Here is a 26,020-nt window from a genome sequence, read left to right as displayed (position 1 = left end):
TGCTATCTCCTCTTTTTGCCCTTTTGGTATAGATACAAGCGTTCATTCAAGTGATTGAGAAACTGCCTGGAAACCATCAGCGACTGGCGCTTTCCGCCCACTCTGTACAGATGGCGCCCTTCAAAAATCGGTTCCACCTCGGAAAGCGGATAACTGGTTTCCTGTCCGCTCATCCGAATGATCAGGTGAGTCTTTGTCAGTGTATACGAGGGACGCAGCGTGAATTTGTACAGGAACGGGGCCAAGCCAACCACCGCAATCGCGATGGCAAAAGCAAAGATCTTGAATGCGTCCGTTCTGGAGTCAAAGAACTGCGACAACAAAAGCATTCCGATGACAAAGGCTAGCGTTTCCATAATCCGCATCTTCATGCTTTTCCGCAAAAGAAGGTCTTTATACCCCGATTCCTCTTGATACAAAATGTCGTTCGACTGTTTCTTCATGAATACCGCTTCACCTCATAGCATAGTTACTCTGACTTTATCTCTTTTGGACAGAAGGTGTCAATTCGTTAAGCACAAATGTATGGTTTTTTTCATATAATACGGACACTTTGCGATTTGGAAAGGGGCCCAATAACGTCAGGCGAAGAGGCCCCTGTCCCTTCCCCTGCCCCGCTGAAAATCCATAGAACTAGGCTGTGATCACAATCGGATACAGGGACTTTCCTAGGAAAACACTACCGTAAGAATTTAAACAAAAACACGCCTGATCCTGCATAGGACCGGGCGTGTTTGTTGCAACATCTTTGATTTGCGAGAAAGGAAAACGGAATCTCAGTGTGATGCGGACATTTCTCTTGCGCTCAAAGCTGAAACTGCGGCGGCTTGGATTCGTCCTTATTTTCCGCCCAAACCGTATGTGGATTGAGCTACCTGAACCATTTCAACCTCCGGCAGGTCTCCCGTCAGCGTAAACTCGACGCCGTCCAGCTCCCAGGTCAGATAACGCTGATTATCTGCCGTTTGGGTCAGCACCCCGATCGTAAATCCGAGGTCGACAGGCATTCCCTGTTCATATGAAACGGTGGCCTCGGTCGGACGGGACTCGATCAGCTTGTAGTTATACGCTCCGTTGTACTGCAGGACGATCGTCTTTTGACCATTCCGGGTAACCGGCTCAATGTCTCCCTGTTTCACACCTTCAGGCATGTACGTTGGAACGATGACCCCGAACTGGCTGTTCGGCTGCTGGCTTGGCTGAGATGCCTGTGCCATCGTCGGGATGACAGACATCGAGCTGGTTGTCATGTTGCGATCTTTGTCAAAGGCATCTTGATCAAATGTCGGATTAAACACAAATTCCGTGAAGTTGATCTTGACCAGCGTATCCAGATTGGAATCCATGATCTCTGCGCGTTTTGGTTTCAAGTCTTCTGTCAGCCAAATTTTTTGTTTCGTGAGCGAGCGGTTTCCACTGTAATTCGCTTTTACTTCAAACACGTAGTCTTTGTTGTCCATGTTCATTTTACGCTCGGTATCGTCGATAATGCTGCGGGCGAGCGTTTCGTAGAGATACAGCGGCCCATTGTTTTCCGGCCATCCGCTTTGGAAACGGAAGCTTTTTTTCAAATGGGGCGTAAGCACAAACACACCTTCGTTATTTCGCAGGATGATCTGTGTGATTCCCCGCTGCTTGGAGGTGAGGGCTACCCGGTAGTTGGTCGGCTTCTCGTACCAGACCTCCACATCGTACTCCATGGGAGTCGAGCTGGTTTGCATGGTCAAAACTGCTTGTGATTTGTAGCCCCCCATTTTGTCCAGCGTACTGCCTAGATCATCGACAATGTCCTCCGGTGTCTTTTGACCGAAGCAGCCGCCGAGCAGCAGAGAAAAGACCAACAAGAGCGCCAATGGAAGTGCTGCCCGTTTCATTCAAAGAACTCCTCCTTGTCTGCATTTTTCGACGAAGAAGGGCTCCCCTGTCTATTTCCTGGGAAATCTGTCATTCTTTCATCCGATCAGCGCATATCTTGTCATCCTCTGATGGGCCGCAGGTGTTAGTCTATCGCTGATTTTCAGCAAACTTCCCATTCTGGCTAGAGCAGGTAGTCCCTCCTAATCTACGCGATATAAATCTATGTCCCATCTCGTCCCAATATGCAGACAAGTTGCAGTTGTCCTCTATTCTTTCGATTCGATGACCACCTGCGCTACTGCGTACTCTTTGCTGTGGGAAATGCTTACATGGATTCGCAGCTTGGAGGGGTCATGTCCGATCCGGTTGCATGCCGCCTCGGTAATCGTCAGTTCCGGTTTTCCTGTCGTCCCTGGGGCGATCTGAAGGTCATGCAGACCTACAGCCCCACCGATGCCGGTCCCGAGCGCCTTGGCTCCTGCTTCTTTGGCTGCAAAGCGCCCTGCTACGTACTCAGCCAGCCTTCCCTCTGGTTTCCCCTCTAGCAGCTTCCTTTCCGCTTCCGAAAAAATCCGGTGAAGCAGCTGCGGCTGGCGCTTTAAAATCGCTTGAATGCGATGAATTTCAACGATGTCAATGCCGATGCCAACTATCATACCAATCATTTCTCCCCGACTTATTTTGCTGCCAACATAACACTTACGATCCATTATTGGCAAGCACACAAATAAAACACCCCCCGCAATCGCTGCGGGGGGAGAGGCGCTCTTAAAGGGTTTGTTATTCAGTCGGTTGTTGCTGCGCTTGTTGAGCCGCATTCGCAGCGGATTGCTGGTTTTGGCGGCGTACTTCCGACACGTTGGTTTCGCTCGCAAACTCAGTTGCGTTCGTAGCGGTTTGGTTGCGCATCGCTTGGTTCATACCTGCTTGCTTGTTTTGTTTCGGCATGGTCTTTTCACCTCCTCGACGTCACTGAATATAATGTGTGCTGAGCAATGCCCCCGTATCCCCGCCTGTTTTTTCCTCACCTCGACAACAGGGGGTTAAATCCCAGCCGCTAATCAAGCCGCGTTTGGTTATGCTATAACGAGAAGCAGGAAGAGCTGCCGCCTGCCGCGAATATGTACGTTCAATGTAAAAGCATGAGAGGAGCAAATGGACTATGGCTCAAACCGTTATTATTTATACACAAAAAACCTGCGGCCCTTGCCAGGAAGAAAAAATGTGGCTGTCGCAACAAAACGTTGCCTTTGAGGATCGCGACATACGTGAAAATGACGCTTATTTTCAGGAAGCGATTGGACTCGGGGCCAGCATGACACCGGTTACTCTGATCGAAAAAGATAGCGGCGACCGTATTGTCATCCACGGATTTGACAAGGAACAACTAAAAAAAGCGTTGGATCTTTCCTGATCCAACGCTTTTTTCCTATACGTCAACCTAGCGAATGCGCTGCTGTAGCCTTTTTGTCCTTTACGATTGGCGACATATCCGGCAAATGCTGCAAAATCTGCCGAATGGCGGGTGAACACTCCGTGTTAAGGGAATAAAACACCCAAGGTCCCTTGCGTTTTTCTTTAACCAAACCGTGTGTCTTCAGTTTGGCCAAGTGTTGAGAGACAGATGGTTGGGACGTTTGCAGAATCTCCACGAGATCTCGTACACAAAAGGATTGTACCTGCAAGAGAGCCATGATCGTCAAGCGTGTTTTGTCGCCGAGCAGTTTGTAAATCTCAGACAAATACAACACCTGCATCAAATCTGTGTCCATAAAAACCCACCCTTTGCCTTGCGTTTCTGATTACAAGTATACTACACGGACATAAGGCAGGGAAGATATGATGTCGACAGATCGGTGAACGCTTGTCTTTTTCCCGGTCAATTCGCTCCGGCCGTGATCGGAGCAAGCACTTGAAATCAGCGCCATTCGTGGATGTATCCGACTGTTTACCGCAGTGAAAAAGAAAAGCGCTCTCTTGGAAGCGGTTTTTGCAGTTTTTTCCATTGCCCGACGTCCATTTTTTCATCCAAATATCCGCAACGTCAAATACAGACCGGTCAATGTGATGAACAGCGTAGGGACAGTCAGGACGATGCCCGTCCGAAAATATTGCCCCCACGTAATCCTGACACCTTTGTTGTTCAATACGTGCAGCCACAAGAGCGTCGCGAGCGAGCCGATCGGCGTAATTTTTGGCCCCAGATCGCAGCCGATGACATTGGCGTAAATCAGCGCTTCCCGGACGATTCCTTCGGCCCCTGACCCTTGAATCGCCAGAGCGTCGAACATGACTGTCGGCAGATTGTTCATGAGCGAAGAAAGTGCTGCAGCGACAAATCCCATGCCCAATGTGGCGGCGTACAGTCCGTGGGCCGCAAACAGTTCCAGCCATCCTCTGACGACTTCAGTCAGCTGCGCATTGTGCAGCCCCCATACGACCACATACATGCCAATGGAGAAGATGACCACTACCCACGGAGCCCCTTTCAAGATACGTCCTGTCTCGATGGCGGGACTTCTCCTCGCCGTCAGGTAAAAGACAAGGGCGGCACCGGTTATGATCAGCGATACGGGAATATCCAGCCACTCGCTCGCGAAGAAACCGGTCAGAAGCACAGCCAAAATCAGCCAGGACAGCCGAAACATCCTCACGTCCCTGATCGCTTCTCGCGGCTCCCTTAGCTGACTTGTCTCATAGCGACGCGGGATGCTTTTGCGAAAATAAAGAAACAGAACAAGCAAGCTGCCGGCGACAGAAAACAGATTGGGCAGCAGCATCCTGGCGGCGTATTCGGCAAAGCCGATCCCGAAGTAGTCGGCGGAGACGATATTGACCAGATTGCTTACCACAAAAGGAAGAGAGCTCGTATCGGCAATAAAGCCGCTCGCCATGACAAAAGCAAGCACCATTTGCGGCTGCAGCTTCAACGCTCTCACCTGCGCCAGCACAATCGGGGTCAAAATCAGCGCAGTCCCGTCATTGGTAAACAGCGCCGAGACAAGCGTGCCGAGCAAAATCACATACATAAACATCAGACGGCCATTTCCTTTGGCCAGCCTCGCCATGTGCAGGGCTGACCACTCGAAAAAGCCGATTTCGTCCAAAATCAGGGAAATAACGATGATGCCAACAAGGGAAATCGTGGCGTTCCAGACAATTCCCGTCACCTCGCCGACATCCGCCATCGTGACGATACCTGTCGCCAATGCGAGCAGCGCCCCTCCCACTGCCGGGTAACCGATCGACAATCCCCGGGGCTGCCAGATCACGAGGATGAGTGTCCCTGCAAAAATGAGTAATGAAAGCCAGACCACGGTTGTGTTTCTCCTCTCTGTTCTGCACATGCTAAAATCGTGTATTCATTACATGACGAAAAGCTCTCAGCTCTCCTCTTTTGGCGAACAAGGCTGGCAGAAGCAGCCGCCAAAGAACCTCCCTGTACAGGAACACACCAAAAAGAGCGGACTTTTGTGTCCGCTCTCCTACGATACTACAGATTCTCTCTAACCGAAACGCCCTGTAATGTAATCCTCGGTTCTCTTGTCACACGGATTTTGAAAAATGACCGGTGTGGAATCGAATTCAACCAGCTCTCCATTCAGGAAAAAGGCTGTCTTGTCGGAGATGCGGGCTGCCTGCTGCATGTTGTGTGTAACGATGACGATGGTGTAGGTCGTTTTCAGCTCATCGAGCAGTTCCTCGATCTTTGCCGTAGAAATCGGGTCCAAGGCCGATGTCGGTTCATCCATGAGCAAAATTTGCGGATTCACGGCCAGAGCGCGAGCAATGCAGAGGCGTTGCTGCTGGCCCCCGGACAAGCCATAGGCCGGTTTCTTCAAAACATCCTTTACTTCCCCCCACAGGGCTGCTGCTTTCAAGCTGCTCTCCACGATCTCGTCAAGCTTGTTGCGGTCTGTAATGCCGTGCAATCTGGGGCCGAAGGTAATATTTTCGTAAATGCTTTTTGGGAACGGATTGGGCTGCTGAAAAACCATGCCGATATTTTTGCGCAAAATCTCTACGTCCACCCTGGACTCGTAGATGTCCTCGCCGACGACCTTCACACTGCCGTCGATTCGCACGCCCTGAATCATGTCATTCATCCGGTTCAACGTCCGCAGGAACGTCGATTTACCGCAGCCGGAAGGTCCGATAAAAGCAGTGATGCTGTTCGCTTCAATCTCCATATTGATATTGTGCAGGGCTTGGTGTTGTCCATAATACAGGTTCAGATCGCGTACCTCGATGATACTCACGGTTGCCAGACCCCTCTCTTTGTAAAAGTTCCTCTATTAATAGCGCTTCTGATATTTATTGCGAAGGTAAACCGCGGTCGCATTCAGTGTAAACAGCACGATCAACAGCACGATAATACCGGCGGCGGCAATCGCCCTAAACTCATCCTGCGGCTTGGATGTCCAGCTGTAGATCTGGATCGGCAGGACCGTAAACTGGTCGAGCGGAGAGCTCGGTACAAAAGCGATAAACGTAACCGCTCCGACTACGATCAAAGGCGCCGTCTCTCCGATCGCACGAGACAGGGCCAGAATAAAGCCGGTCAAAATGCTCGGAAATGCAGCGGGAATCACGACGCCCCGAATCGTCTGCCATTTGGACGCCCCCAGCGCATAAGAAGCATTTCGCAAATGCTGCGGCACGCTCCTGATCGCTTCCTGGGAAGCGACGACGATGATCGGCAAGACCAGGAGAGCCATCGTCAGCGCACCGGACAGAATCGTGCGGCCAAACAGAAAGCCTTCCACGAACAAACCGAGACCCAAAATCCCGAAGACAATCGACGGTACGCCGGCCAAATTGTTGATATTGACCTGAATCAGGTTGGTGAACCAGCCCTTTTTCGCGTACTCTTCCAAATACAGCGCCGTTCCAATCCCCAAAATAAAGGCGACTGGCGCGGTTATGCCAATGATCCACAAGCTGCCGAACAGCGCGGACAAGATACCCGCCTTTTCCGGAAAACGGGAGGCAAAACTGGAGATAAACTGCCAGTCCAGCCAGCCAAGACCATCTGAAAGGATGCGATATAGCAATATGCCCAGGGCAGCTACACCTAGCAGCGTAGCGAGCAAAAACACTACGCGGGAGGCCCTGTCATAGATTTTTCGACGAGTCAGATTTCCTGCCGACATCAATACTCCTCCTTGTAGCGGCGCGTAATCCACTGCGCAATGATGTTAATGCCAAGAGTAAGAAGGAACAGAGTCATGCCAACAGCAAAAATGGTGCTGTACTCAATCGAGCCATGCTCGATGTCTCCGCCGCTGACCTGAACGATAAAGGATGTCATCGTCTGGATGCTTTCCAGCGGATTGAGCGTCAGCTTGGGCGTAGCTCCGGCCGCAATCGTCACGATCATCGTCTCTCCGATCGCGCGGGAGCAAGCAAGTACAAATGATGAAATAATCCCCGACAGGCCTGCAGGCACGACGACTTTGGTCGCTACCTCCAGCTTGGTCGCTCCCAGCGCGTAGGCGGCATCCCGAAGCGAACGGGGAACGGCCACCATCGCGTCCTCACTCAAGGAAGCAACCATGGGGAGAATCATGATACCGACCACGATACTGGCGGAAAGGGCGTTGAACACCCCGGTATCGGGAAAAATGCTGCGGATGAGCGGCGTGACAAACGTCAAGGCAAAGTAGCCGTAAACGATTGTCGGAACACCCGCGAGAACCTCCAAAATCGGTTTAATCGTTCGACGCACTTTTTCATGCGCATATTCGCTTAAATAAATCGCTGTCATCAGCCCAAACGGCAGGGCAACGAGACAAGCCCCCAGCGTAATCAGCAAAGACCCGGACAAGAGGGGCAAAATGCCAAAGTGCTGCGGTATAAACAACGGCGTCCACTTGGTGTCCGTTAAAAAGGAAAAGAGCGACACTTCTTTGAAAAAGCTGATCGTTTCAAACAAAAGCACCATGACGATGCCGACTGTAGTCAAAACGGATACGAAGGCACACGCGATCAAAAACGTGCGGATGCCGAATTCTCTATTTTTCTTCTCGTTTTTGACGACAATCTGGCTTTTTTTCGAGCGTACTTCCTGATTTAATGTTAGTATTTCTTGTCTACCCAACGTGAACATCCCCTTTCCTCTCGCGGACAGAGGGAAAAGTGGCGTTATCTCGATCATAACGCCACATTCCTCGTGCACCCGCTGTCAGGATTACTGGATCTTGGCAAGCGATTCTTTGTATTTGTCATCGGTCAGCGGTACGTAGAATACCGATTTGACCAGTTCAGGAGCGTTTTCCAGATAGAACTTCACAAACTCTTTTACTTCCGGTTTTTCCAGGGACTTTTTGTTTGCATAGATAAAGATCGGGCGAGCCAAAGGCTTGTAGGTACCGTCTTTGATCGTGTCAAAAGTAGGCGTTACCGCATTGCCATCGCCGTTGTCGATCGGAACCAGCTTCAGCTTGTCTGCATTTTCTTCGAAGTACGCATAACCGAAGTAGCCCAAGCTGTTTTTGTCGCCGGCAATACCTTGTACCAGCACGTTGTCATCTTCACTGGCGGTGTAGTCAGGACGGCTCTTTTTAGCCTCGCCTACAATCGCTTCTGTGAAGTATTCGAATGTTCCGGAATCCGTTCCCGGCCCGTACAGCTTGATTTCTTCAGCTGGCCATTCCGGACGAACGTCTTTCCATGTTTTCACCTTGCTGTCCGGCTCCCAAATCTTTTTCAGTTCATCGACTGTCAGCTTGTCAACAAAGCTGTTTTCCTTGCTGACGACGACGGAGATACCGTCATAGGCAACCGGGATTTCAACGAAATCAATTCCTTTTTCCTTCGCTGCTGCCGCTTCTTTTTCTTTAATGGGACGGGAGGCATTGCTGATGTCCGTTTCGCCGGCTGCAAACTTCTTGAAGCCGCCGCCTGTACCCGATACCCCGACCGTTACCTGTACGCCAGGGTTTGCTATTTGGAACTCCTCCGCAGCCGCTTCCGTGATCGGGAATACGGTGGAAGAACCATCTACTTTAACAGTTCCCGACAGATTGCTGGCTGTTTTGTTATCAGCTGCAGGAGTCGTTGCCTCCGTGCCGCCGGTAGAACCTGTAGCGCCATTGGAGCTTGGAGCAGATGTTGCGCTGTTGCTGCCGCATCCGGCGAGAATGGAACCTGCGAGAGATAGTGCCAGCATCAAACTACCGAGTTTTTTCACGATGAAAATCCTCCTTAAAATCGGTTTGTTTTCCTCTTTCCACTTACAGATGATACAGGCGGAATGTTGTTCTATTGTTTTGGCTTTGTAAAGCTTTCTTAAAGATTGGCCATTTCGTTGAGTAATCGCTTGATAAAGTGGGCAGACTGTTACTACTTTTTTCAAGGAGTGAAACATACGATGGATAAACTGGCATTGATTCTCGTTATTATCGGTGCTCTCAACTGGGGATTGATCGGCTTGTTCCAGTTTGACCTCGTCGCTACCCTGTTTGGCGGAGAGAATTCGCTTGTCAGCCGAATCGTATATACTCTGGTTGGGCTTGCTGGCATCTACTCGATCAAGTTTTTGGTAGGCGACCGGGAACGGGCTTGACAGAGTGAAGCTTTCCGGAACAATAAAAAAGGCACATCCTGACCATCCAGGACGTGCCTTTTTTACGATTTATCGGTTTATTGTCTGGTTAACGGCTCATCGATGCTTACATGACCCATCAGCGATTCAGTCGGTTTTCCATCGACCAGGATGACGATTTTCTGTACCTCGTCAAACTGGAAGAGCGTATCCTTCAACGCATCAATCGCCATTCCTTCCCCGCTGGAGCCAAGGTTGTAGACGTTTTTGCCGTCTGCATCAATCGTCAGCGTGCCTTTGTCGAATGTGACAGAGTGGTAGTGAAAGTCCTTCCACAACGGCGCGTGAGCTTCATCCTTTGGCTTTTCCAAAAGGGCTATCGCCTGCTTGTACTTGTCCAGATCATCTGTGTAAGCAATCTCCTGCTCTTCTTTCTTCAATTCCATCAGATTGTCATCGGTGTAATAAAGAGCGATCGTTTGCTTCGTTTTCTGCTGCTCTGTTTCCGGCTGAGCAGCGGAGCCGGGCGTCTCCGTTTGTTCCGCGGGCGGCTGCGCTTGCGGCGCCTTTCCCTGACCACATCCTGTGACCAGAAGGATCGCTGCAGCTGCTGTCACCCAAAACGTCATGCGTCTTTTCATCGGAAACCTCCCTTTCTCATCCATGCCCTTCGCAATTTCTTAGTGGTAGGACTGATAGTATTCACGGATGGCTGCCGCGAGTGCTTCCGCCACCTTTTGCTGGAACGCCGGGGACGTCAATTTGGCATTCTCCCCCGGATTTGAGAGGAACCCTGTCTCCGTCAAAACGGCAGGCATCGTCGTATGCTTGATGACATAGAAGCCTGTCTGTTTCACCCCGCGATTCGGGAACTGTGTCGCCCCTTGCAGGTGACGGTGAACGACCTCGGCCAGATTCTTGCTGTTGGCGTTATAGTAAAAGGTTTCCGTCCCGCCGGTGGTCGGCTTCGTAAATGAATTGGCGTGGACCGACAGGAACAGATCGGCGTGCCGCTCATTGGCAAAAACAACGCGCTCGTCAAGTGTCAAATACACATCTGTAGAGCGTGTTGCTTCTACCTGAAACTCCGGATACTGCTTCAAAAGCTGTACCAGCTTGTTGGCGACAGCCAGCGTGAAGTCTTTTTCGATATTTCCGTTCACGCCCTTGGCGCCTTGATCCTTGCCTCCGTGACCGGCATCCACTACGATGAGGAATCCCGTCTTTTTCGGAACAGGCGAAAGCTTTACTTCAATGCCGTCTTCCGTATACTCCAGATTATACTTGCTCTTCTGGTTGAGCTCAATGACGACACGCACAGTTTGCGGCGATGCGCTGTACTGACTGTAGCGCACGTCTTGCACCAGAGTGTCCTTTTTGCTTTTTTCTTCGTCTTCGTGCTCAGCAGCTGCGGATTGGTCATCTGCTTCGTCCGACTCCCGTGAAGCGTCCGTGTGGCGATTTTCTTTGTCGTCGTCATCCTGATCGCTGCCTTTCTTTTTCTCGTCAGCGTCAGCATCCTGATCTTCATCGTCCACACTTGTTTCCCCGCCCTCGTAGTCGTCAGAGTTGCTGCTTTTCTTCAGCTTGTCCAACAAATCCTGATCCAGCTCTGTCTGGGGCAGGTCCAGGACAATCCGATGCGGTCCTTGCAGGACGAACGCATTGGCCGTCACAGGAAGGCTTGTTTCAATGCGCACAACCTCATCATCATGGGTAACTCCCGTGAAGTAAGCGAGCCGTTCAATCTCCACCCGGTTTTTCCCCTGATCCCAGGTGAAACGTCCACCCAGCTCAGCCTCCAGCTCTTCCAATGGCAGAGCCAATTCGCCGTCGATGGTGAGTCCGCGGTCCGGATGCTTCCATACCTGTCCCTTTTTCCCTACCTGTTCGGCTGCGGCTTGGGCAGATATGTACAGCTTGTCCCCGTACTGGAAGCCTTTGAGAGACAGTGTTGGCTTATTGCCATTGTAGCGCATTTCCGGCGTTTCATTGGCAATGACCGTACGCGAAGCGTTGTCCCACCCTACCGTCACTCCAAGCGATTCCCCGACGAATCGCAGCGGCAGCAGCATTCGCTGATTCCGCATGACAGGAGGAGTATCCAGTTGCACTTTTTTTCCGTTCACCAGTGCATTTTTGGATCCGACCGTAAGCTGCAATGTATGCGGGCCTCTTGTTATCACGGCCGTTCGCGTGGCCTGATTCCAGTCCACCTTGGCTCCGAGACCTTCCGCTATGACTCTGACTGGCACCAGAGTACGGCCTTTTTCAATGATCGGCGGTACATCCGGCTGTACGGCTTGTCCCCCAATCATCAGATGAACCGATGGGGCCGCAGAGCTTCCTGCAGCTGACGCCCACCCGGGGATGATGAGCAGGAACAACAATACAAACAGCGGTAACAAACGTGTTTTCATCCTGACCTCCTTCATGTTGTGTTTTCCTCTGGCAAAAGAAGCCGAGCGAATGAATTGCCCCGTATAGTTAGACGCAGCACCACCTGCAAAGTTTGTAGTCTTTTGGTACTAAATTCGGTCGAATACTGAAAAAAAGTGCCGAAATTCGGCACTTAAATACACAAATAGTCTTCGCATGATGTTTCCAAGTAATAAATGTCAGCTTTTTTAACAGGGGGATTTGACCTTGTCAATAAAACGATTCGATTTGTTTCCACATTTCCTATCCGAATATTGTCAACTACCAGCTCCTCAGTACTTGAAACCCTACCATCTTGCCTTTTACAGACTTTCGTTTCATACTCGTTTCAACTTAAGAAATAGCTGTTCCTACCTTTACCGTCTAGTTCATCTATATAGCCTTGTATCATTTTTAACTGGCTATTCTTATACCCCATGGCTTCTCGATATAACTTAGTGGTCTGCCTTGGATATTCGTTTCTGAATTTTTCAAGACGAATCATTTCTTTAATATCAAACTGTGTTTTATAAGCCATAAATTCTGATATGTAGTCACCTAAGTTCACTTCTGAAACGTGTTCTTCGTTTCCTTCCCATTTGTAAAGATTGACCTTGCGTTGAATTTTGTTTATGTTATCGTCTTGAATAAGAAAACGATAAATTAAATCACTCTTTACTTTAAGAGTAACATCATCTTCTTTTTCATTCACGTTTTTATAACGTTTCTCCATTAAAAAAACAATTATCCCCATAAACACATCGATGATTTGTAATGGTATTGAGTCATCTGATGTTTGAGGAATAACAGTATCCACTCGATAGCCTTTGTTTCTGTAAGCAGAGTGAGCATTCATTTGTTCCTCTAACCTATTGTATACCTCCAAATCACTATATTCTTGGTTATTGTCCACGAAAATCTTTACTGTCTCGCCATTATTCAAATAACGTGTCATACCATAAAAGAGGCGCTCAGGTATCTTTACGTAAAATAACTTTCGCAGTTCTGTAATGGTCAGAGCCATTTGGCTACCAATACGTTTTGCATCTTCATTAATTTACAATAAAAATGTTTATATGGATATCATAGTTTATGACACAGTTCATCGATTCAAAGTATTTTCCAAAGTCCTTATCGTTTGTATACTCTGCAAAATGCATTTCTCTGGTAGTTCCAAGTTGTGTTTTTATTCGTTCGATCTGCTCAACAACCTCATTCATTGTCGCTTCATTAGTCCCAAATGCCCCGTAATAAGAGTAAGCACCATTAGGTTGATCGAGCTTGTTAGATTCGTCAAAAAAAAATATAGTATCCCATTTCTTCTCCCCCTACTGATACATTTCATCTATTTGGAAATGTCAACTTGACGTTATTCCTCAAGGATATTATAATTGATTTAAGCTTAAAATACGGATGAGTGTTCACTTTCTCCGCCACCATTACGCAGGGCTGGTGTCACTCAAAAAGAAAGCCTTTCCCCGCCACCATTGTGCAGGGCTGGGCTTTTTTCGTTTACCCTTGAAATCTTTTTTAGCGGTCAGCTTGTTTATTCTTGACGATGCATCTCAATCGCCTCTTTTCATCTAAAAAACTACGCGCTTCAAACTTTTGTCCTTTTTTCACAAAAAAACACTCTTTAAAGTATTCATCGTTTTTTAACAGCAGAGCGTTTTCCGATGGCTACTTTTAAAAGAGTGCAAACTAAGTATTTTCGTGGTCCCGAGTGATGTTTTGGACGAATACGTGATTCGTTCGTTATAGTCCAAAATACTGTTTCAACAGCTCTTTGAATCTCGCATCGTCAATCTTCTCCTTCGTCACGACTCCATCCCGCCATTGTGTAAATGAGGTATTGGTTAAGGTTATATTTCCTTGATCTGTAATCTTTGTGATCAACGGAGATTTGTTAAACGGGGAATCCTCGTGCTCGGCGATGATCCTTTGAATCTCATTCCATTCCGATACGTCGGTGACAGGATGCTTGGAATCGAAAGCGTATCCGATCCTCCAGTCGGCATCCTTATGCTTCAATTTCATCTCAAGAACGTAGTCTCCGTGTTCGCTATCTACTTGTCTGATCCGAAACTCTCCATTGTCGGAGGCTACAGTCTCTCCGGTCAAAGGAACCGGTGTTAACGGCAAATTCGCTCCAAAGCCCGTATCCACCAGATACGTCTGTTCCTCGTGAACGACCAGGATGGTTACATGCGTTCTTCCAATCGTCTGGTACTCTCGCGTCTCGTTTTTGTAAACAACTCCGCGGGCCAGGACTGCATCAAAGCCATTTTCAAGCAAAAAGAAGTACAGAATCGAATTGAGCTCGTAACAAAGGCCGCCTTCTTTTTTTACGAGCATTTTGTTTACCAGGCTTTCTCTCGTAATCTCGCTCGTTTTATTTCCAATGATGCAAAAGTTTTCAAAGGGGATGTTTTTTGCCGTTTTTTCGAGAACGGTGTCCAAGTGTTCAAATGTAATCTGTTCGTCCTCCGGAATACCGATTCTTTTGCGAAACAAAGCATTTAGCCCACTCATTGTGTATTCCTCCAAATAGTAGTTGTTCCTTTTTCGACCTGGTTGTCCCGCAAATATTTGAAGCCAAAAACGTGTTTTTCTTCTATTCATATTCCCGAAACGGGAACAGATCCCTTTTCGGAAAGAGACGAACAAATCCTCTCCATCGTCAATTCGACTGCTGAACGGCAAAAGCAGTCATCGATTAGACGAAACAAGGCTGCCGAAAGATTCCGGCAGCCTGATGCGACGAGTCATCTACCTATTCGAGCTCTCTTTCCTCGAAATCATACTCAACCTTTTTCGGAGCGACCCGGGCGTTTTCCAGAGCAGGCGTATCTGGGCGGGCAATCTGGTAAACGGCTGCTCCCACGATTTCCGCTACCTCCTGGAGCTTGTCCTTGCTGATCTTGTCAATGCTGTCCTCTGGCGTATGATACCATGGCTCAACCGGAGCGTGGATGAAGAGCGCTGCCGGGATGCCTACCTCAGCAAACGGAACGTGGTCGCTGCGGCCTTCCCGTCCATAGTTAACGGTTTCCGACAGGCGTGATCCGGCCGCTGCACCCAGGTCGGTGACGATGTTTTTCTCGCCATCCACTGTGTACATGATCAGCTTGCCTGCATCGCGGCTGCCGACCATGTCCATCTGGAACATGCCGACCGTGCTTTCGATCTCTTCTTCTGACAGAGACTCCACGTAGGCGTAAGACCCGAGCAGCCCATTCTCCTCCGCTCCAAACGTAACAAACCGGAGTTCCGTATCGATCGGCATGTTGGCCATCACTCTGGCGAGCTCCAGTGTAGTCGCCGTACCGGAGGCATCGTCATTGGCTCCAGGGGCACCCTCAACAGAATCGTGATGGGCTCCCACCACAATGATCTGACCCGTGCTTTTCTTCTTGTCCGGCTTTTTCGTGGCGATTACATTGTAGGAGGTGCTGTCCTCGATCCTTGCTCCCTCTACCTCGACAGCAGCGGTCAAGGACTCGCCCGCTTCCAATTTTGCAAGCAGCTCCTCCCCCTGTGCCTTGGTCAGGGCCAACACAGGAACGAAGTCGTCGTTTGGACCTCCAAGCGTGCCGTTGATCACCCCTGAGCTGTTGTTAAACAGGAGTACGGCCTCAGCTCCTGCCCGAGCGGCATTCAACACCTTGTCACCGAAGCTGATTTCGCCGCGCTGGATGAGAGCGATTTTCCCGGTCAAGTCCACGCCTTCCAGATCGCTCTCGCGGCCCAAGCCTGCATACACCAATTCCCCGGAGGCTTGTCCGCTCACTCCGTATGTAAAGTTGCCCAATTCCCATTCGGTATCTTCATAGCCGCTGACAGACAAGGATACCCGGTCCGGCTCCTTGTAGCTGGAAAACTCAAATGGCTGCAGTTCGGTATCATACCCATAAGATTTGAACTGTTTCTCGATGTATTTGGCAGCATCATGCTCCGCTTTTGTCCCGGCTACCCGGGGCTGCTTGGAAAGGTAGTCGATTGTCTCATAAATGTTGTCAACCTTGATTCGCTTTACAATTTTGTTGTCAAAAGCGCCATCAGACGGATGCGGTGCCGCATAAACAGGGAGACTGCATGCCAAACTTGCCAGTAAAGCAATCGGAATGACCTTGTGTTTCAGCATAATTCTCCTCCTTGTGGTAATGAATTCACGAACTATGTCCATTATCTTGGCTATTGCGCAAAATGTGTAGACTGAATCGTCAGACAATTTCACGCAACATCCGACATAAAAATAGCCGCTTTTTGCAAAAAAAAGAGACGTTCTTAGTTCGAACGTCTCTTTCGCTATCCCCAAATTCTTCTTTCCCTGCGACTTACGGGTGTGACAGTCCTGCCTTTTAAACCGCCGTTTGCCAGAAATTGTTGAATCATGGCGATTGCAGCCGGGTTGGACAACACCTTCACCGATTCGGCCACCTTGGGATTCTTCAACTGGGGAATAACATTTCCCAATTGGGGCAAGAGCGGCAGCAGGTCCTCCAAAGGCAGTGCGGGCTTTGGCTTTGGCGGTTCCAGTTCAACGGGAATGGAACGCCTCCTGCCAAACAGTCCCCCTCTTCGCCTCTGTGAGGGCTGCCTCACTTTCAAACGGTCCAGCGTAGCTTTCATTTCCTGGATTTCCTGGCGTACCTGATGCATCTCTCGCATCACTTGCTCGTTGCTTGTCGTATGAGCTTCAGCGATTCGATGGATCGCTTCTGCCATTTTCGCTTGTGAAAAGCTGTTCTTTGGTTTTTGCTTTGCCTTTGTTTTTGCAGCGATCGTACCCACCTCCCCCTTCCTTTTGCACCGTCGTTATTTCTTGAATTTCTTCTTTAAGGCACCGAGATCGTTGGGATTGACGCCTTTTTGCGCCAGCTTGTTCATCAGGCTGCCGACGTTCTCCGTTTTGGCCATTTTCCGGAACTGGGACACGTAGCTGTTCAGCTCCTGGTCGGAAAATTTCTTGCCCGACTTTTTGCCGAGTTCACGGATGACCTCCTTCAGACCTGCATCTGTCTTGAGCTTATCTTTTGGAATCGATTTGACAATGCCAAGCAGTTTTCCAATATCCACGCGCTTTTCCCTCCCAAAGTGGTGGTACTCCTTTTTACTCTATGTTTGCGGAGGGCTGGGGGTTTGGTCATTTGTCCATGATTGCAAAAAAAAGAAGAGAGCACGCCTGTGCCCTCTTTTTATTTGGAAATCTTTTATTCGACATCTGCCCATTTCCAGTCGACGTCGCCGAGACCGGAAATAACTACGCCTTTGACGTTGTCCTTTTGTACCCAGGATTGGGTATAGAAGTAGATCGGCATGATCGGCATTTCGTCCATCAGGATTTTTTCAGCTTCGCCGAGAACCTTCAAACGTTCCTCGTGATTTTGGATGGTTGCGGATTTGTTCAGCAGTTCCTTGTACTGCGCATTTTCCCAACGAGTATCGTTGTTGCCGCCGTCTTTTTCCTTGTACAGCTCCAGGAAGTTGATCGGATCGTTGAAGTCACCCAGCCAGCCCATGCGGCCTACCTGGTAGTTTCCTTGATGCAAGTCTTCAATATATACTTTCCACTCTTTGTTTTCCAGTTTGACATCTACGCCGAGATTCTTTTTCCATTGGTCCTGGATTGCCTCTGCAATCTTCTTGTGACCTTCGGACGTATTGTAGGACAGGGTGATCGGTGGCAGCTTGCTCATGCCGAGCTCTTTCAGACCTTCTTCGAGCAGCTTTTTCGCTGTCTCTACATCGTTGTCTTTGAAGTAGCCGTCTTTGTTGACAGCCATCGACATTGGCAGAGCGCCCATCGCCGGAAGCTGACCGGTTTGCAGGATGTTATCGATCAGTGATTGACGGTCGATCGCGTAAGCAAACGCTTTACGGATTTTTACGTTGTTAAACGGCGGCTTTTCCGTGTTGAACTTGTACCAGTACGTACCCGCGATCGGCTGGGTTTTCATTTTGCCAGACTCTTTCAATGCAGGAATCGCATCGGTAGGCAGAGCGCTGGTCGGAGAACCTGCCCAGTCAATTTCACCGTTGTCAAACATGGACAACTCGGTATTCTCGTCCTCTACCATCGCAAACTCGATTTTGTCCAGTTTTACGCTGTCTTTATCCCAGTAGTTTTCGTTTTTCACGAGAACCAGCTTGTTCTTGTGCTCCCAGGATTCCATTTTGTACGGACCGTTACCCACGTGGGTTTTTGCTTCTCCAGCCCATTTTGCATCCGCTTCGACTACTTTCTGGTTAACCGGGAAGTAGGTCGGGAATGCCGTCAACTCCAGGAAGAACGGAGTCGGGTTCTCCAGCTTTACTTCCAGTGTTTTTTCGTCGAGCGCTTTTACGCCTACTTCATCGGCGCCAACTTTTCCTTTGTTGAACGCTTCCCCGTTTTTCACATAGTAGAGCTGGTATGCGTAGTTGGAAGCAGTCTTCGGATCGAGCGCTCGTTTCCACGCGTATTCAAAATCCTTTGCGGTCAATGGATCGCCATTGCTCCACTTGGAATCGCGAAGTTTAAATGTATAGGTCAAGCCATCCTCAGATATTTCAATCTTTTCTGCCACTGATTCATGAGGTTGTCCGTCTGCACCAACACGAGTCAGACCGTCAAAGGTCGCACGGATGATCGCTGCGGAAGTCGTATCCTCAGAGAGGCCAGGGTCAGCCGTAGGCGGTTCGGAATGAAGGTTCAATTTCAGAACTTTCGGACCGGTTTTTTCCGGAGCAGCCGCTTGCGGGTTTTCTGCTGGCTTTTGTCCGTCAGCCGGTTGAGCGGTATTTCCGCCGCCGCAGCCTGCAAGTGCAGCGCCAAGCACGAGAATGGAACTCATTGCTACAAAAATATTCTTTTTCATGCCACTTGTCCCCCTTGTCTAAATCTTTAATCAATATACATCCTTTTATATTCTTTTTAAATAAGTTTTAGATTGATTTAATAAAATTTTATTTGTTTATAAAGAAATTTATAAATTAATAAAAAAATATTTATTGATCAAAAATGAACGATCCGAAGCAGCAACGGTATCGGCTGGGAATATTTCCGTGAAAACAGCCAATGAATTGGCAAATCTATTGAGAAAAAGCTGAAGATACAGAAAAAAGCAGACCGCTTTCGCTGCGATTTGCACGCAACAAAAGAGTCTGCTTTTTAGCAGCAATTGCTGTGTTGTCGTAAACCCTCTACTTTAACAGCGCGTTGCCGATAAAGGCGTGAATTTCTTTTTTATCATTGCCGGCTACCTTGCGAATTTCCAACTCCAAGGTTTTGACGCCCGCTACATTTACATTGATTAACTGGCTCTGTCCAGCCTTCATTCTTTCGCTGTCGAAAAGAACTTTTCCGTCTCCCTTGATCCTCCAGATGATCAAATCCGTTTTATTCGGCGAATTGTCATCTGCTGCTACAACACCGGACAGCGCTTTGTATTTTCCATTCAGCTCGATTTTAAACACTTGTCTGGTCGTGTTGGGCAGCTTGTCATTTGCGATCTTATCGACATTCGTATAACCCAATCCGTGATCGTAAACCGTTCCCCCTGCTGAAAAAGAGCCCTTATCCCAGTTGTCGACATAGGATTTTGTGTTAATCAGTCCATACGGCATGGAATACTTCAGTGAGGACAATCTCGTCTCGCTTCCGACTGATGCCGCGGGGCCGCCGATCGTCACCGTACTTGCATTTGCATCCCATGAGACATTTTTGCCTGCGGCTGTACCTACAAATGCGACCGGCGCATAAGGTACTCCCTTATATAAAAACGCGTCGTTGGTCTCACGCAGCTTGCCGTCTACCATGAACTTGATCGGCTTGAAATCGACCGGAATAGATTGCGTAGCTGCATAGGTCAGGCTGGAAAAGAAGATGGACCCCAACAGAAATCCTGACAAAAATCCCAATTTCGACTTTTTCTTCACGATTACTTTCTCCCCCTATATCTTGCCAAATCTACCCAGATCATAACACTACTTGCTGTATTTGGCGGTGAGTCAAAGGATGGATTTTTTCGACATTTTTTCAATGCTTTCCCGAGACTATCCTCCTAAAACGACAAATTGCCGCTTTGGACAATAAAAAAGAAGGACGCTCGGCCCTTCTTTTTTGATCCCAGACCAGACAGATCCAGTCGGAGCGATTATTCGATTGTTGCCCACTTGTAGTCGACAAAGCCGAGACCGTCGAGTACGACACCTTTTACCTTGTCGTTTTTCACGTAGGAGTGTGTGTAGTAGTAAATCGGTGCTGCCGGCATTTCGTCCATGAAGATTTTCTCGGCATCTGCAAGGATTTGCTTGCGTTTCGCTTCGTCCTTCTCCAGTGCGGATTGGTTCAGCAGCTCTTGGAACTTCGGATTTTCCCATTTCGTATCGTTGTTTCCGCCGTTTTTGAACTTGAACAGCTCCAGGAAGTTGATCGGGTCGTTGAAGTCTCCGCTCCAACTGGAACGTCCGATCATGAACTTTCCTTGGTGCAGGTCGTCCAGGTATACTTTCCACTCTTTGTTTTCCAGTTTGACATCGATGCCAAACGCTTTTTTCCACTGGTCTTGAACAGCTTCCGCGATCTTTTTGTGACCTTCGGAGGTGTTGTAAGAGAGCGTGATAGTCGGCAGCTTGGTCAGGCCTTCTTCTTTCATGCCTTCTTCCAGCAGCTTTTTCGCAGTTTCGATGTCGTTGTCCTTGAAGTAAGGCTCAGACGCTACAGCCATTGTCGGCGGCACGAGACCCATAGCCGGTTGTTGGTTTGCCTGAGTCACGTTGTCAACGATGGATTGACGATCGATCGCATAGGCAAACGCTTTACGGATTTTTGCATTGTTAAATGGCGCTTGCTCCGTATTGAATTTGTACAAATAGGTACCGGCGATGGCATGCACTTGCATCTTGCCGGATTCTTTCAGCGCAGGGATCGCGTCTGTCGGAAGCGCGCTCAGCGGTGCGCCGGCCCAGTCGAGATCGCCGTTGTCAAACATGGACAGCTCGGTATTTTCGTCCTCAACCATGGAGAAGTCGATCTTGTCCAGCTTTACTGCATCTTTATCCCAGTAGTTTTCGTTTTTCACGAGAACCAGCTTGCTCTTGTGCTCCCACGTTTCCATTTTGAACGGACCGTTGCCCACGTGAGTCTTCGCTTCGGTCGCCCATTTCGGATCTGCCTCGGCTACTTTCTTGTTAACCGGGTAGTATGTGTAGAAAGCGGTCAGCTCGAGGAAGAACGGAGTCGGGTTCTCCAGCTTCACTTCCAGCGTTTTGTCATCGAGCGCTTTTACGCCGACATCTTCCGCTTTTGCTTTATTGGTGTTAAATGCTTGAGCATTTTTGATGTAGTACAGTTGGTAGGCGTAGTTGGCTGCTACGGAAGGCTCCAGCGCGTGCTTCCAAGCGTATTCGAAGTCGTGCGCGGTAACCGGGTCGCCATTGCTCCACTTGGAGTCGCGCAGGTGGAATGTATAGGTAAGTCCATCTTCGGAAATGTCGATTTTTTCTGCTACGGATTCATGCGGCTTTCCGTCTTCGCCGATACGGGTCAGACCGTCGAAGGTAGCGCGCAGCAGTGCACCAGAGGTAGAATCTTCAGCCAATGCAGGATCTGCTGTAGGCGGCTCAGAGTGGAGGTTCAAGCGCAGAACCTTTGGACCTGTGCTCTCTTCTTTCGTTGTTGTATTTCCTTGGGCATTGTCAGCTGCCTTGTCGCCGCCGCCGCAACCGGCCAGCGCCGCACTCAGTACGAGAATAGAACTCATTGCTGCAAATACACTTTTCTTCATACGATTTGTTACCCCCTTATAACCTATAACTCACCTCATTTAATATACCGTACTTTTAGTAATATTGAAGCGATTTTAACTAAGTTTAATTTTACTTTATTTAAACATTTATTTACGTAAAAGAAAATAAAAACCGTCCCATTTTTGGAACGGTTCTGACATTTCACTTCACGATTTCAGCCCATTTCAGGTCGATAAAACCAAGCGGATCAACCTGGACGCCTTTTACCTTGTCGTTTTGCACCCAGACATCCACATCCGTGAACATCGGTATGACCGGCATCTCATCCATAATAATTTGTTCAGCCTCAGCAAACATTTGCTTCCGCTTCTCCGGGTCCAGCTCCGCTGCAGCCTGCCTGATCAGCTGTTTGTATCTGGCATTCTCCCACCCGGTGTCGTTGTTCCCGCCGTCTTTGTCGCGATACATTTCCATGTAGTTGATCGGGTCATTGAAGTCGGCGCTCCAGCCAATTCGCCCGATTTCAAAATTGAGCTCGTGCAAGTCCTGCTGGTGGACCTTAAACTCCTTGTTTTGCAGCCTGACCTCGATCCCCAGCCCTTTCTTCCATTGATCCTGAAGGGCCTCGGCGATTTTCTTGTGACGATCGGTCGTATTGTAGGAAAGTGTCAGAACAGGAAGCTTGCTTAGCCCCAGTTCTTGCAGTCCTTCTGCCAACAGCTTTTTGGCCGTTTCTACATCATTGTCCTTGAAGTACCCATCCGGCTTCAAGATCATGGTCTGTGGCAGTATTCCCATCGTCGGCACCTGTCCTACCTGGGTGACGTTATCCACGATATCCTGCCGATTGATCGCATAGGCGAGCGCTTTGCGGATTTTGGCGTTATTGAGCGGCGGCTTGGTCGTATTCAGTTTGTACCAGTACATCGATGCCTGCGGATGGATCACCAGTTTGCCGGATTCTTTCAACGAGGGAATCGCATCGGTCGGGAGTCCGCCGAGAGGCTGCCCTGCCCAGTCGAGCTCGCCCTTTTCAAACATTGCCAGCTCCGTGTTGTCATCCTCGATCATGGCAAATTCGATGCGGTCCAGCTTCACCGCTTCTTTGTCCCAGTAGTTTTCGTTCTTTTCGAGCACCATTTTGCTCTTGTGCTCCCAGGCTGTCATTTTAAAAGGGCCGTTTCCAACGTGCGTGGCTGCTTCTAGCGCCCAATCCGGATTTGCCTCCACCACCTTTTGATTGACTGGATAATAGGTGTAAAAGGCTGTCAGCTCCAGAAAAAAAGGAGTCGGATTTTCCAGCGTGACCTGCAGTGTCTTGTCGTCCAAAGCTTTTGCGCCCAGCTCATCCGGCGAAGCCTGCCCTGCATTTATCTTTTGCGCATTTTTGATGTAGTAGAGCTGATAGGCGTACTCGGAAGCCAGCTTCGGATCGAGCGCCCGCTTCCAGGCGAAAGCAAAGTCGCTTGCCTTGACTGGATCGCCGTTGCTCCAGAGGGCATCGCGCAGCGTAAAGGTGTACGTCAGGCCATCCTCCGAGATTTTCACCTCTTCGGCCATGGAGTTCATCGGCTTGGCATTTTGATCCAGACGAGTCAACCCGTCAAATGTCGCCCGTACCACGGTACCCGATGTCGTATCCTTTGCCAGCCCCGGATCGGCTGTCGACGGTTCGCTGTGCAGGTTCGCACGAAAAACGCTAGGTTCAGTTGATGGAGCAGGTGTATTCTGGTTGGTCTGACCTGCAGATGGCTGCGGCTGCCCGGTGTCAGCGGATTGTCCCCCTCCGCCAGTACAGCCTGCGAGCACTGTCGTCAAAACGAGGGCCATGCCGGCCACAAGAGCGCCTATCCTTTTTTTCATGATGGACTTCCCCCTAATCGTTATCTTTTGCTTAAACGATACGCAAGCGATAGTAAATTCGAGACCGGTATCGCGTTTATTTAATGAATTTTTAGAATATTTTATATAAAATGGAAGTGCAAAGGATGTTACTCTGCCGTTTGGAGGATGAATTACATGCTGGAGAAAGAAGAACTGATCTCCCATTTTGAAGGCGTGCGGAAGCGAACTTTGAAGTATCTGGGACAGTTGCCTGAAGGGGTAATCGACTGGCGTCCCGACGAGGGCAAGTTTTCGATCGGCGATATCATTCGGCATCTGGGCTCAGCCGAGCTCATGTTTTTCCATGCAATCACGCAAAATGAATGGAAGTACGATGGGCATGGGCCTGAGAAAGGCAAAACGTTAGCGGAAGCAATTCACTATTTGGAGCAGTGTCATGCTACTGTACTTGCCGGTCTTCGCCAGTTGGAGCCAGAGATGCTGAAGGGAAAAGTGAAAAATGTCCTCGGCTACGAAGTCAGTGCATGGAGAATGATCATGGCCATGACAGAACACGAGATTCATCACCGGGGTCAACTCTCTGCCTATATGCAAGCCAACCACATTGACCCTCCGCAAATTTTCGGCTTGAAGATTGAGCAAATCCCGAAGGACGAAAGCCGCCGGTACGGGGAAGCCGAGGAGGATGCCAGGCATCAATAGGGTGAGATCATATCTGGAAAGTCTGTGATGGGCGGACAAAATGGCAGCAGAATGGCAGACAGAATGGTGGGCGGAATGCTGGGCAGAAGGTGGGCAGAAGGTGGGCAGAATGGCAGTCTGGAACGCGCTTTCCCTGTTCTGGACTGCCATTCTTAGTTTTCTGACCGGGACGCTGATCTGGCAGTAAGGCCCTTTTTCTTTATTCGCTAATCTCCGCCCATTTCAGGTCGACAAATCCGAGACCGTCCACCTGCACGCCCTTCACCTTTTCTTTTTGCACCCAGACGTCTACGTCAGTGAACAGCGGAATGATCGGCATTTCATCCATAAAGATTTGCTCCGCTTCCGCAAACATTTGCTTGCGGGTCTCGGCGTCCTTCGCTGAAGAAGATTGGATCAACAGCTCCTTGTAGCGGCTATTTTCCCAGCCTGTATCGTTGTTTCCGGTATCCTTTTCGCGGAACATCTCCAGGTAGTTGATCGGATCGTTGAAGTCGGCATTCCAGCCGAGGCGGCCAATGTCGTAATTGAGCTCGTGCAGGTCTTGCAGATAGACCTTGAATTCCTTGTTCAACAGCTTCACATCGATGCCCAGCGCCTGTTTCCACTGATCCTGAACGGCCTCGGCGATTTTTTTATGGCGGTCAGACGTGTTGTAGGAAAGGGTGATCGGCGGGAGCTTTGTCACGCCCAGCTCCTTCATGCCTTCTTCCAGCAGTTTCTTCGCGGTTTCAACATCATTGTCTTTGAAATAGCCATCCGGCTTCAGAATCATCGATTGCGGCAACAGACCCATCGTCGGGACCTGACCAACCTGTGTCACGTTGTCCACGATGGCCTGCCGATTCACTGCGAGCGCCAAGGCTTTGCGGATCTTCACGTTGTTAAGCGGAGGTTTCGTGGTGTTGATCTTGTACCAGTACATGGTCGCTTTCGGATGGACGACCAGTTGGCCCGATTCCTTCAGTGCCGGAATGGCGTCCGTCGGCAGTCCGTTGAACGGCTGACCCGCCCAATCCAGTTCATCGTTTTCGAACATGGAGAGCGCCGTATTGTCGTCTTCGATCATGAAGAACTCGATTTTATCCAGCTTGACGACGTCCTTCTCCCAGTAGTTTTCGTTTTTCTCCAGCACAATTTTGGCCTTGTGCTCCCAAGCGGTCATTTTGAACGGTCCGTTCCCCACATGCGTCGCCGCTTCCATGGCCCACTTCGGATTGGCTTCCACGACCTTTTTATTGACCGGATAGTAGGTATAAAAAGCGGTCAGCTCCAGGAAGTACGGAGTCGGATTCTCCAATGTGACCTGCAGCGTTTTGTCGTCCAAGGCTTTTACGCCCAATTCCTCAGGGCCAAGTTTGTTGGCGTGCACCTTTTCCGCATTTTTGATGTAGTAGAGCTGGTAGGCATACTCCGCTGCCAGCTTAGGGTCGAGCACGCGCTTCCAGGCGAATTCGAAGTCGTGTGCGGTGACAGGGTCGCCATTGCTCCATTTCGCATCTCGCAGGGTAAACGTATACGTCAGCCTGTCATCGGATATTTTTACATCCTCTGCGATCGAATTCATCGGCTTGGAGTCTTTGTCCAGGCGGGTCAAGCCGTCAAAGGTGGCGCGAACGATCGCCCCGGAGGTTGCATCCTTGGCCAGGCCCGGGTCCGCTGTGGACGGCTCGCTGGTCAAATTGGCCCGAAACACTTGCGGTCCTGATTTGGCCGCCGGTGCCGGTTCCTGGGAAGCATTCGGGGCCGACTTGTTCCCGGATGCTGACTGGCCGCCGCCTGCCGAACACCCGGCGAGAGCCGCGCCGACTACAAGCGACAACCCCAGTGCCAGTACTGAGATTTGCTTCTTCATCTGAAAATTCCCCCTTGTCTATCAATAGCAACGCAACCAAAATATACCTGCAAAATACCGTGTTG

The 26,020-nt window shown here is 49.5% G+C and carries 26 protein-coding genes; 4 read left to right on the top strand and 22 right to left on the bottom strand.

The window, feature by feature from the left end; genetic code table 11:
• Positions 1-2 precede the first annotated feature (2 nt).
• The 4 genes from NST37_RS03050 to NST37_RS03035 all read right to left on the bottom strand — a co-directional run bounded on the left by NST37_RS03050 (position 3) and on the right by NST37_RS03035 (position 2,805).
• A complete protein-coding gene (locus NST37_RS03050) occupies positions 3-443 on the bottom strand; it encodes a hypothetical protein (protein WP_003389791.1) in 441 nt (146 codons plus the stop codon).
• Positions 444-839: 396 nt separating this feature from the next.
• Complete coding sequence (locus NST37_RS03045) at positions 840-1,874, bottom strand: DUF4367 domain-containing protein (protein WP_003389792.1); 1,035 nt, start codon at positions 1,872-1,874, stop codon at positions 840-842.
• 249 nt (positions 1,875-2,123) lie between these two features.
• Complete coding sequence (gene acpS, locus NST37_RS03040) at positions 2,124-2,513, bottom strand: holo-ACP synthase (protein WP_003389793.1); 390 nt, start codon at positions 2,511-2,513, stop codon at positions 2,124-2,126.
• Positions 2,514-2,637: 124 nt separating this feature from the next.
• Positions 2,638-2,805, bottom strand: coding sequence for a gamma-type small acid-soluble spore protein (locus tag NST37_RS03035; RefSeq protein ID WP_003389794.1), 168 nt, complete (start codon positions 2,803-2,805; stop codon positions 2,638-2,640).
• Positions 2,806-3,019: 214 nt separating this feature from the next.
• On the opposite strand from NST37_RS03035, the gene NST37_RS03030 reads away from it, so the two are divergent.
• On the top strand, positions 3,020-3,271 hold the full coding sequence (locus NST37_RS03030) for a glutaredoxin family protein (RefSeq protein WP_024985093.1): 252 nt from the start codon (positions 3,020-3,022) through the stop codon (positions 3,269-3,271).
• A 22-nt stretch (positions 3,272-3,293) separates the two neighbouring features.
• Here the strand turns inward: NST37_RS03030 and NST37_RS03025 are convergent, their stop codons facing one another.
• From NST37_RS03025 to NST37_RS03000, 6 genes are all read right to left on the bottom strand, one after another.
• Entirely contained in the window at positions 3,294-3,629 is a 336-nt protein-coding gene (locus NST37_RS03025) for a metalloregulator ArsR/SmtB family transcription factor (protein ID WP_003389796.1), read from the bottom strand.
• A gap of 252 nt (positions 3,630-3,881) precedes the next feature.
• The gene (locus tag NST37_RS03020; RefSeq protein ID WP_279041549.1) at positions 3,882-5,174 is read right to left on the bottom strand and encodes an arsenic transporter; all 1,293 of its coding nucleotides are present in this window, start codon (positions 5,172-5,174) and stop codon (positions 3,882-3,884) included.
• Between the two features lie 189 nt (positions 5,175-5,363).
• Positions 5,364-6,116, bottom strand: a complete 753-nt coding sequence (pstB, locus tag NST37_RS03015) for a phosphate ABC transporter ATP-binding protein PstB (RefSeq protein WP_024985095.1) — start codon at positions 6,114-6,116, stop codon at positions 5,364-5,366.
• Positions 6,117-6,152: 36 nt separating this feature from the next.
• On the bottom strand, positions 6,153-7,010 hold the full coding sequence (pstA, locus tag NST37_RS03010; protein ID WP_003389799.1) for a phosphate ABC transporter permease PstA: 858 nt from the start codon (positions 7,008-7,010) through the stop codon (positions 6,153-6,155).
• A complete protein-coding gene (gene pstC / locus NST37_RS03005) occupies positions 7,010-7,957 on the bottom strand; it encodes a phosphate ABC transporter permease subunit PstC (RefSeq protein WP_227277995.1) in 948 nt (315 codons plus the stop codon). Before pstC ends, pstA begins: the two co-directional genes overlap by 1 nt.
• A 90-nt stretch (positions 7,958-8,047) precedes the next feature.
• Complete coding sequence (locus NST37_RS03000; protein ID WP_003389803.1) at positions 8,048-9,049, bottom strand: PstS family phosphate ABC transporter substrate-binding protein; 1,002 nt, start codon at positions 9,047-9,049, stop codon at positions 8,048-8,050.
• Positions 9,050-9,229: 180 nt separating this feature from the next.
• Here NST37_RS03000 and NST37_RS02995 point away from each other — a divergent pair, with 180 nt between their 5' ends.
• Positions 9,230-9,424, top strand: coding sequence for a DUF378 domain-containing protein (locus NST37_RS02995; RefSeq protein ID WP_003389804.1), 195 nt, complete (start codon positions 9,230-9,232; stop codon positions 9,422-9,424).
• A gap of 77 nt (positions 9,425-9,501) precedes the next feature.
• Here NST37_RS02995 and NST37_RS02990 read toward each other — a convergent pair whose 3' ends face one another.
• The 11 genes from NST37_RS02990 to NST37_RS02940 form a co-directional block, all read right to left on the bottom strand.
• Positions 9,502-10,044: a GerMN domain-containing protein gene (locus tag NST37_RS02990; RefSeq protein ID WP_024985096.1), complete on the bottom strand. Its 543-nt coding sequence runs from the start codon at positions 10,042-10,044 to the stop codon at positions 9,502-9,504.
• A 39-nt stretch (positions 10,045-10,083) separates the two neighbouring features.
• Positions 10,084-11,823 carry an N-acetylmuramoyl-L-alanine amidase gene (locus tag NST37_RS02985; RefSeq protein WP_339186234.1) on the bottom strand — a complete coding sequence of 580 codons (1,740 nt, stop codon included), beginning with the start codon at positions 11,821-11,823 and terminating at the stop codon, positions 10,084-10,086.
• Positions 11,824-12,170: 347 nt separating this feature from the next.
• A complete protein-coding gene (locus tag NST37_RS02980; protein WP_238986217.1) occupies positions 12,171-12,845 on the bottom strand; it encodes a hypothetical protein in 675 nt (224 codons plus the stop codon).
• A 731-nt stretch (positions 12,846-13,576) separates the two neighbouring features.
• Positions 13,577-14,353, bottom strand: coding sequence for an arylamine N-acetyltransferase (locus NST37_RS02975; RefSeq protein ID WP_003389807.1), 777 nt, complete (start codon positions 14,351-14,353; stop codon positions 13,577-13,579).
• A gap of 241 nt (positions 14,354-14,594) precedes the next feature.
• Complete coding sequence (locus NST37_RS02970) at positions 14,595-15,965, bottom strand: M28 family peptidase (protein ID WP_003389808.1); 1,371 nt, start codon at positions 15,963-15,965, stop codon at positions 14,595-14,597.
• A gap of 164 nt (positions 15,966-16,129) precedes the next feature.
• The gene (locus NST37_RS02965) at positions 16,130-16,615 is read right to left on the bottom strand and encodes a hypothetical protein (protein WP_339186232.1); all 486 of its coding nucleotides are present in this window, start codon (positions 16,613-16,615) and stop codon (positions 16,130-16,132) included.
• A 24-nt stretch (positions 16,616-16,639) separates the two neighbouring features.
• Entirely contained in the window at positions 16,640-16,900 is a 261-nt protein-coding gene (locus NST37_RS02960; RefSeq protein ID WP_003389810.1) for a hypothetical protein, read from the bottom strand.
• A gap of 134 nt (positions 16,901-17,034) precedes the next feature.
• On the bottom strand, positions 17,035-18,681 hold the full coding sequence (locus NST37_RS02955; protein WP_003389811.1) for a peptide ABC transporter substrate-binding protein: 1,647 nt from the start codon (positions 18,679-18,681) through the stop codon (positions 17,035-17,037).
• A 325-nt stretch (positions 18,682-19,006) separates the two neighbouring features.
• Entirely contained in the window at positions 19,007-19,741 is a 735-nt protein-coding gene (locus NST37_RS02950) for an NPCBM/NEW2 domain-containing protein (RefSeq protein WP_003389812.1), read from the bottom strand.
• A gap of 218 nt (positions 19,742-19,959) precedes the next feature.
• Positions 19,960-21,591 (bottom strand): peptide ABC transporter substrate-binding protein, encoded by a 1,632-nt coding sequence (locus tag NST37_RS02945; protein ID WP_003389813.1) that lies wholly within the window; start codon positions 21,589-21,591, stop codon positions 19,960-19,962.
• Positions 21,592-21,754: 163 nt separating this feature from the next.
• Complete coding sequence (locus tag NST37_RS02940; RefSeq protein WP_243014873.1) at positions 21,755-23,416, bottom strand: peptide ABC transporter substrate-binding protein; 1,662 nt, start codon at positions 23,414-23,416, stop codon at positions 21,755-21,757.
• A 156-nt stretch (positions 23,417-23,572) separates the two neighbouring features.
• Between NST37_RS02940 and NST37_RS02935 the strand changes: the two genes are divergently transcribed.
• Both NST37_RS02935 and NST37_RS02930 read left to right on the top strand, forming a co-directional pair.
• Complete coding sequence (locus NST37_RS02935; RefSeq protein ID WP_024984015.1) at positions 23,573-24,100, top strand: DinB family protein; 528 nt, start codon at positions 23,573-23,575, stop codon at positions 24,098-24,100.
• Positions 24,101-24,140: 40 nt separating this feature from the next.
• Positions 24,141-24,287 (top strand): hypothetical protein, encoded by a 147-nt coding sequence (locus NST37_RS02930; RefSeq protein WP_157211842.1) that lies wholly within the window; start codon positions 24,141-24,143, stop codon positions 24,285-24,287.
• A 12-nt stretch (positions 24,288-24,299) separates the two neighbouring features.
• On the opposite strand, the gene NST37_RS02925 is transcribed toward NST37_RS02930, so the two are convergent.
• Positions 24,300-25,955 (bottom strand): peptide ABC transporter substrate-binding protein, encoded by a 1,656-nt coding sequence (locus NST37_RS02925; protein ID WP_039070419.1) that lies wholly within the window; start codon positions 25,953-25,955, stop codon positions 24,300-24,302.
• Positions 25,956-26,020: the final 65 nt, after the last annotated feature.

Origin of the sequence: Brevibacillus sp. FSL K6-6036 (assembly GCF_037964015.1) — a bacterium.
GTDB lineage: Bacteria > Bacillota > Bacilli > Brevibacillales > Brevibacillaceae > Brevibacillus > Brevibacillus borstelensis.
This window is presented reverse-complemented; position numbering and strand designations above follow the sequence as displayed.

Coding starts and splice junctions, on each gene's coding strand:
- NST37_RS03035 (WP_003389794.1), bottom strand. CDS start 2,805: ATGCCGAAACAAAACAAGCAAGCAGGTATGAACCAAGCGATGCGCAAC.
- NST37_RS02945 (WP_003389813.1), bottom strand. CDS start 21,591: ATGAAGAAAAGTGTATTTGCAGCAATGAGTTCTATTCTCGTACTGAGT.
- NST37_RS02980 (WP_238986217.1), bottom strand. CDS start 12,845: ATGGCTCTGACCATTACAGAACTGCGAAAGTTATTTTACGTAAAGATA.
- NST37_RS03045 (WP_003389792.1), bottom strand. CDS start 1,874: ATGAAACGGGCAGCACTTCCATTGGCGCTCTTGTTGGTCTTTTCTCTG.
- acpS (WP_003389793.1), bottom strand. CDS start 2,513: ATGATAGTTGGCATCGGCATTGACATCGTTGAAATTCATCGCATTCAA.
- NST37_RS02995 (WP_003389804.1), top strand. CDS start 9,230: ATGGATAAACTGGCATTGATTCTCGTTATTATCGGTGCTCTCAACTGG.
- NST37_RS02935 (WP_024984015.1), top strand. CDS start 23,573: ATGCTGGAGAAAGAAGAACTGATCTCCCATTTTGAAGGCGTGCGGAAG.
- pstA (WP_003389799.1), bottom strand. CDS start 7,010: ATGTCGGCAGGAAATCTGACTCGTCGAAAAATCTATGACAGGGCCTCC.
- NST37_RS02925 (WP_039070419.1), bottom strand. CDS start 25,955: ATGAAGAAGCAAATCTCAGTACTGGCACTGGGGTTGTCGCTTGTAGTC.
- NST37_RS02985 (WP_339186234.1), bottom strand. CDS start 11,823: ATGAAAACACGTTTGTTACCGCTGTTTGTATTGTTGTTCCTGCTCATC.
- NST37_RS03050 (WP_003389791.1), bottom strand. CDS start 443: ATGAAGAAACAGTCGAACGACATTTTGTATCAAGAGGAATCGGGGTAT.
- NST37_RS02970 (WP_003389808.1), bottom strand. CDS start 15,965: ATGCTGAAACACAAGGTCATTCCGATTGCTTTACTGGCAAGTTTGGCA.
- NST37_RS02955 (WP_003389811.1), bottom strand. CDS start 18,681: ATGAAAAAGAATATTTTTGTAGCAATGAGTTCCATTCTCGTGCTTGGC.
- NST37_RS02930 (WP_157211842.1), top strand. CDS start 24,141: ATGGCAGCAGAATGGCAGACAGAATGGTGGGCGGAATGCTGGGCAGAA.
- NST37_RS03030 (WP_024985093.1), top strand. CDS start 3,020: ATGGCTCAAACCGTTATTATTTATACACAAAAAACCTGCGGCCCTTGC.
- NST37_RS02940 (WP_243014873.1), bottom strand. CDS start 23,416: ATGAAAAAAAGGATAGGCGCTCTTGTGGCCGGCATGGCCCTCGTTTTG.
- NST37_RS03025 (WP_003389796.1), bottom strand. CDS start 3,629: ATGGACACAGATTTGATGCAGGTGTTGTATTTGTCTGAGATTTACAAA.
- NST37_RS02990 (WP_024985096.1), bottom strand. CDS start 10,044: ATGAAAAGACGCATGACGTTTTGGGTGACAGCAGCTGCAGCGATCCTT.
- NST37_RS02975 (WP_003389807.1), bottom strand. CDS start 14,353: ATGAGTGGGCTAAATGCTTTGTTTCGCAAAAGAATCGGTATTCCGGAG.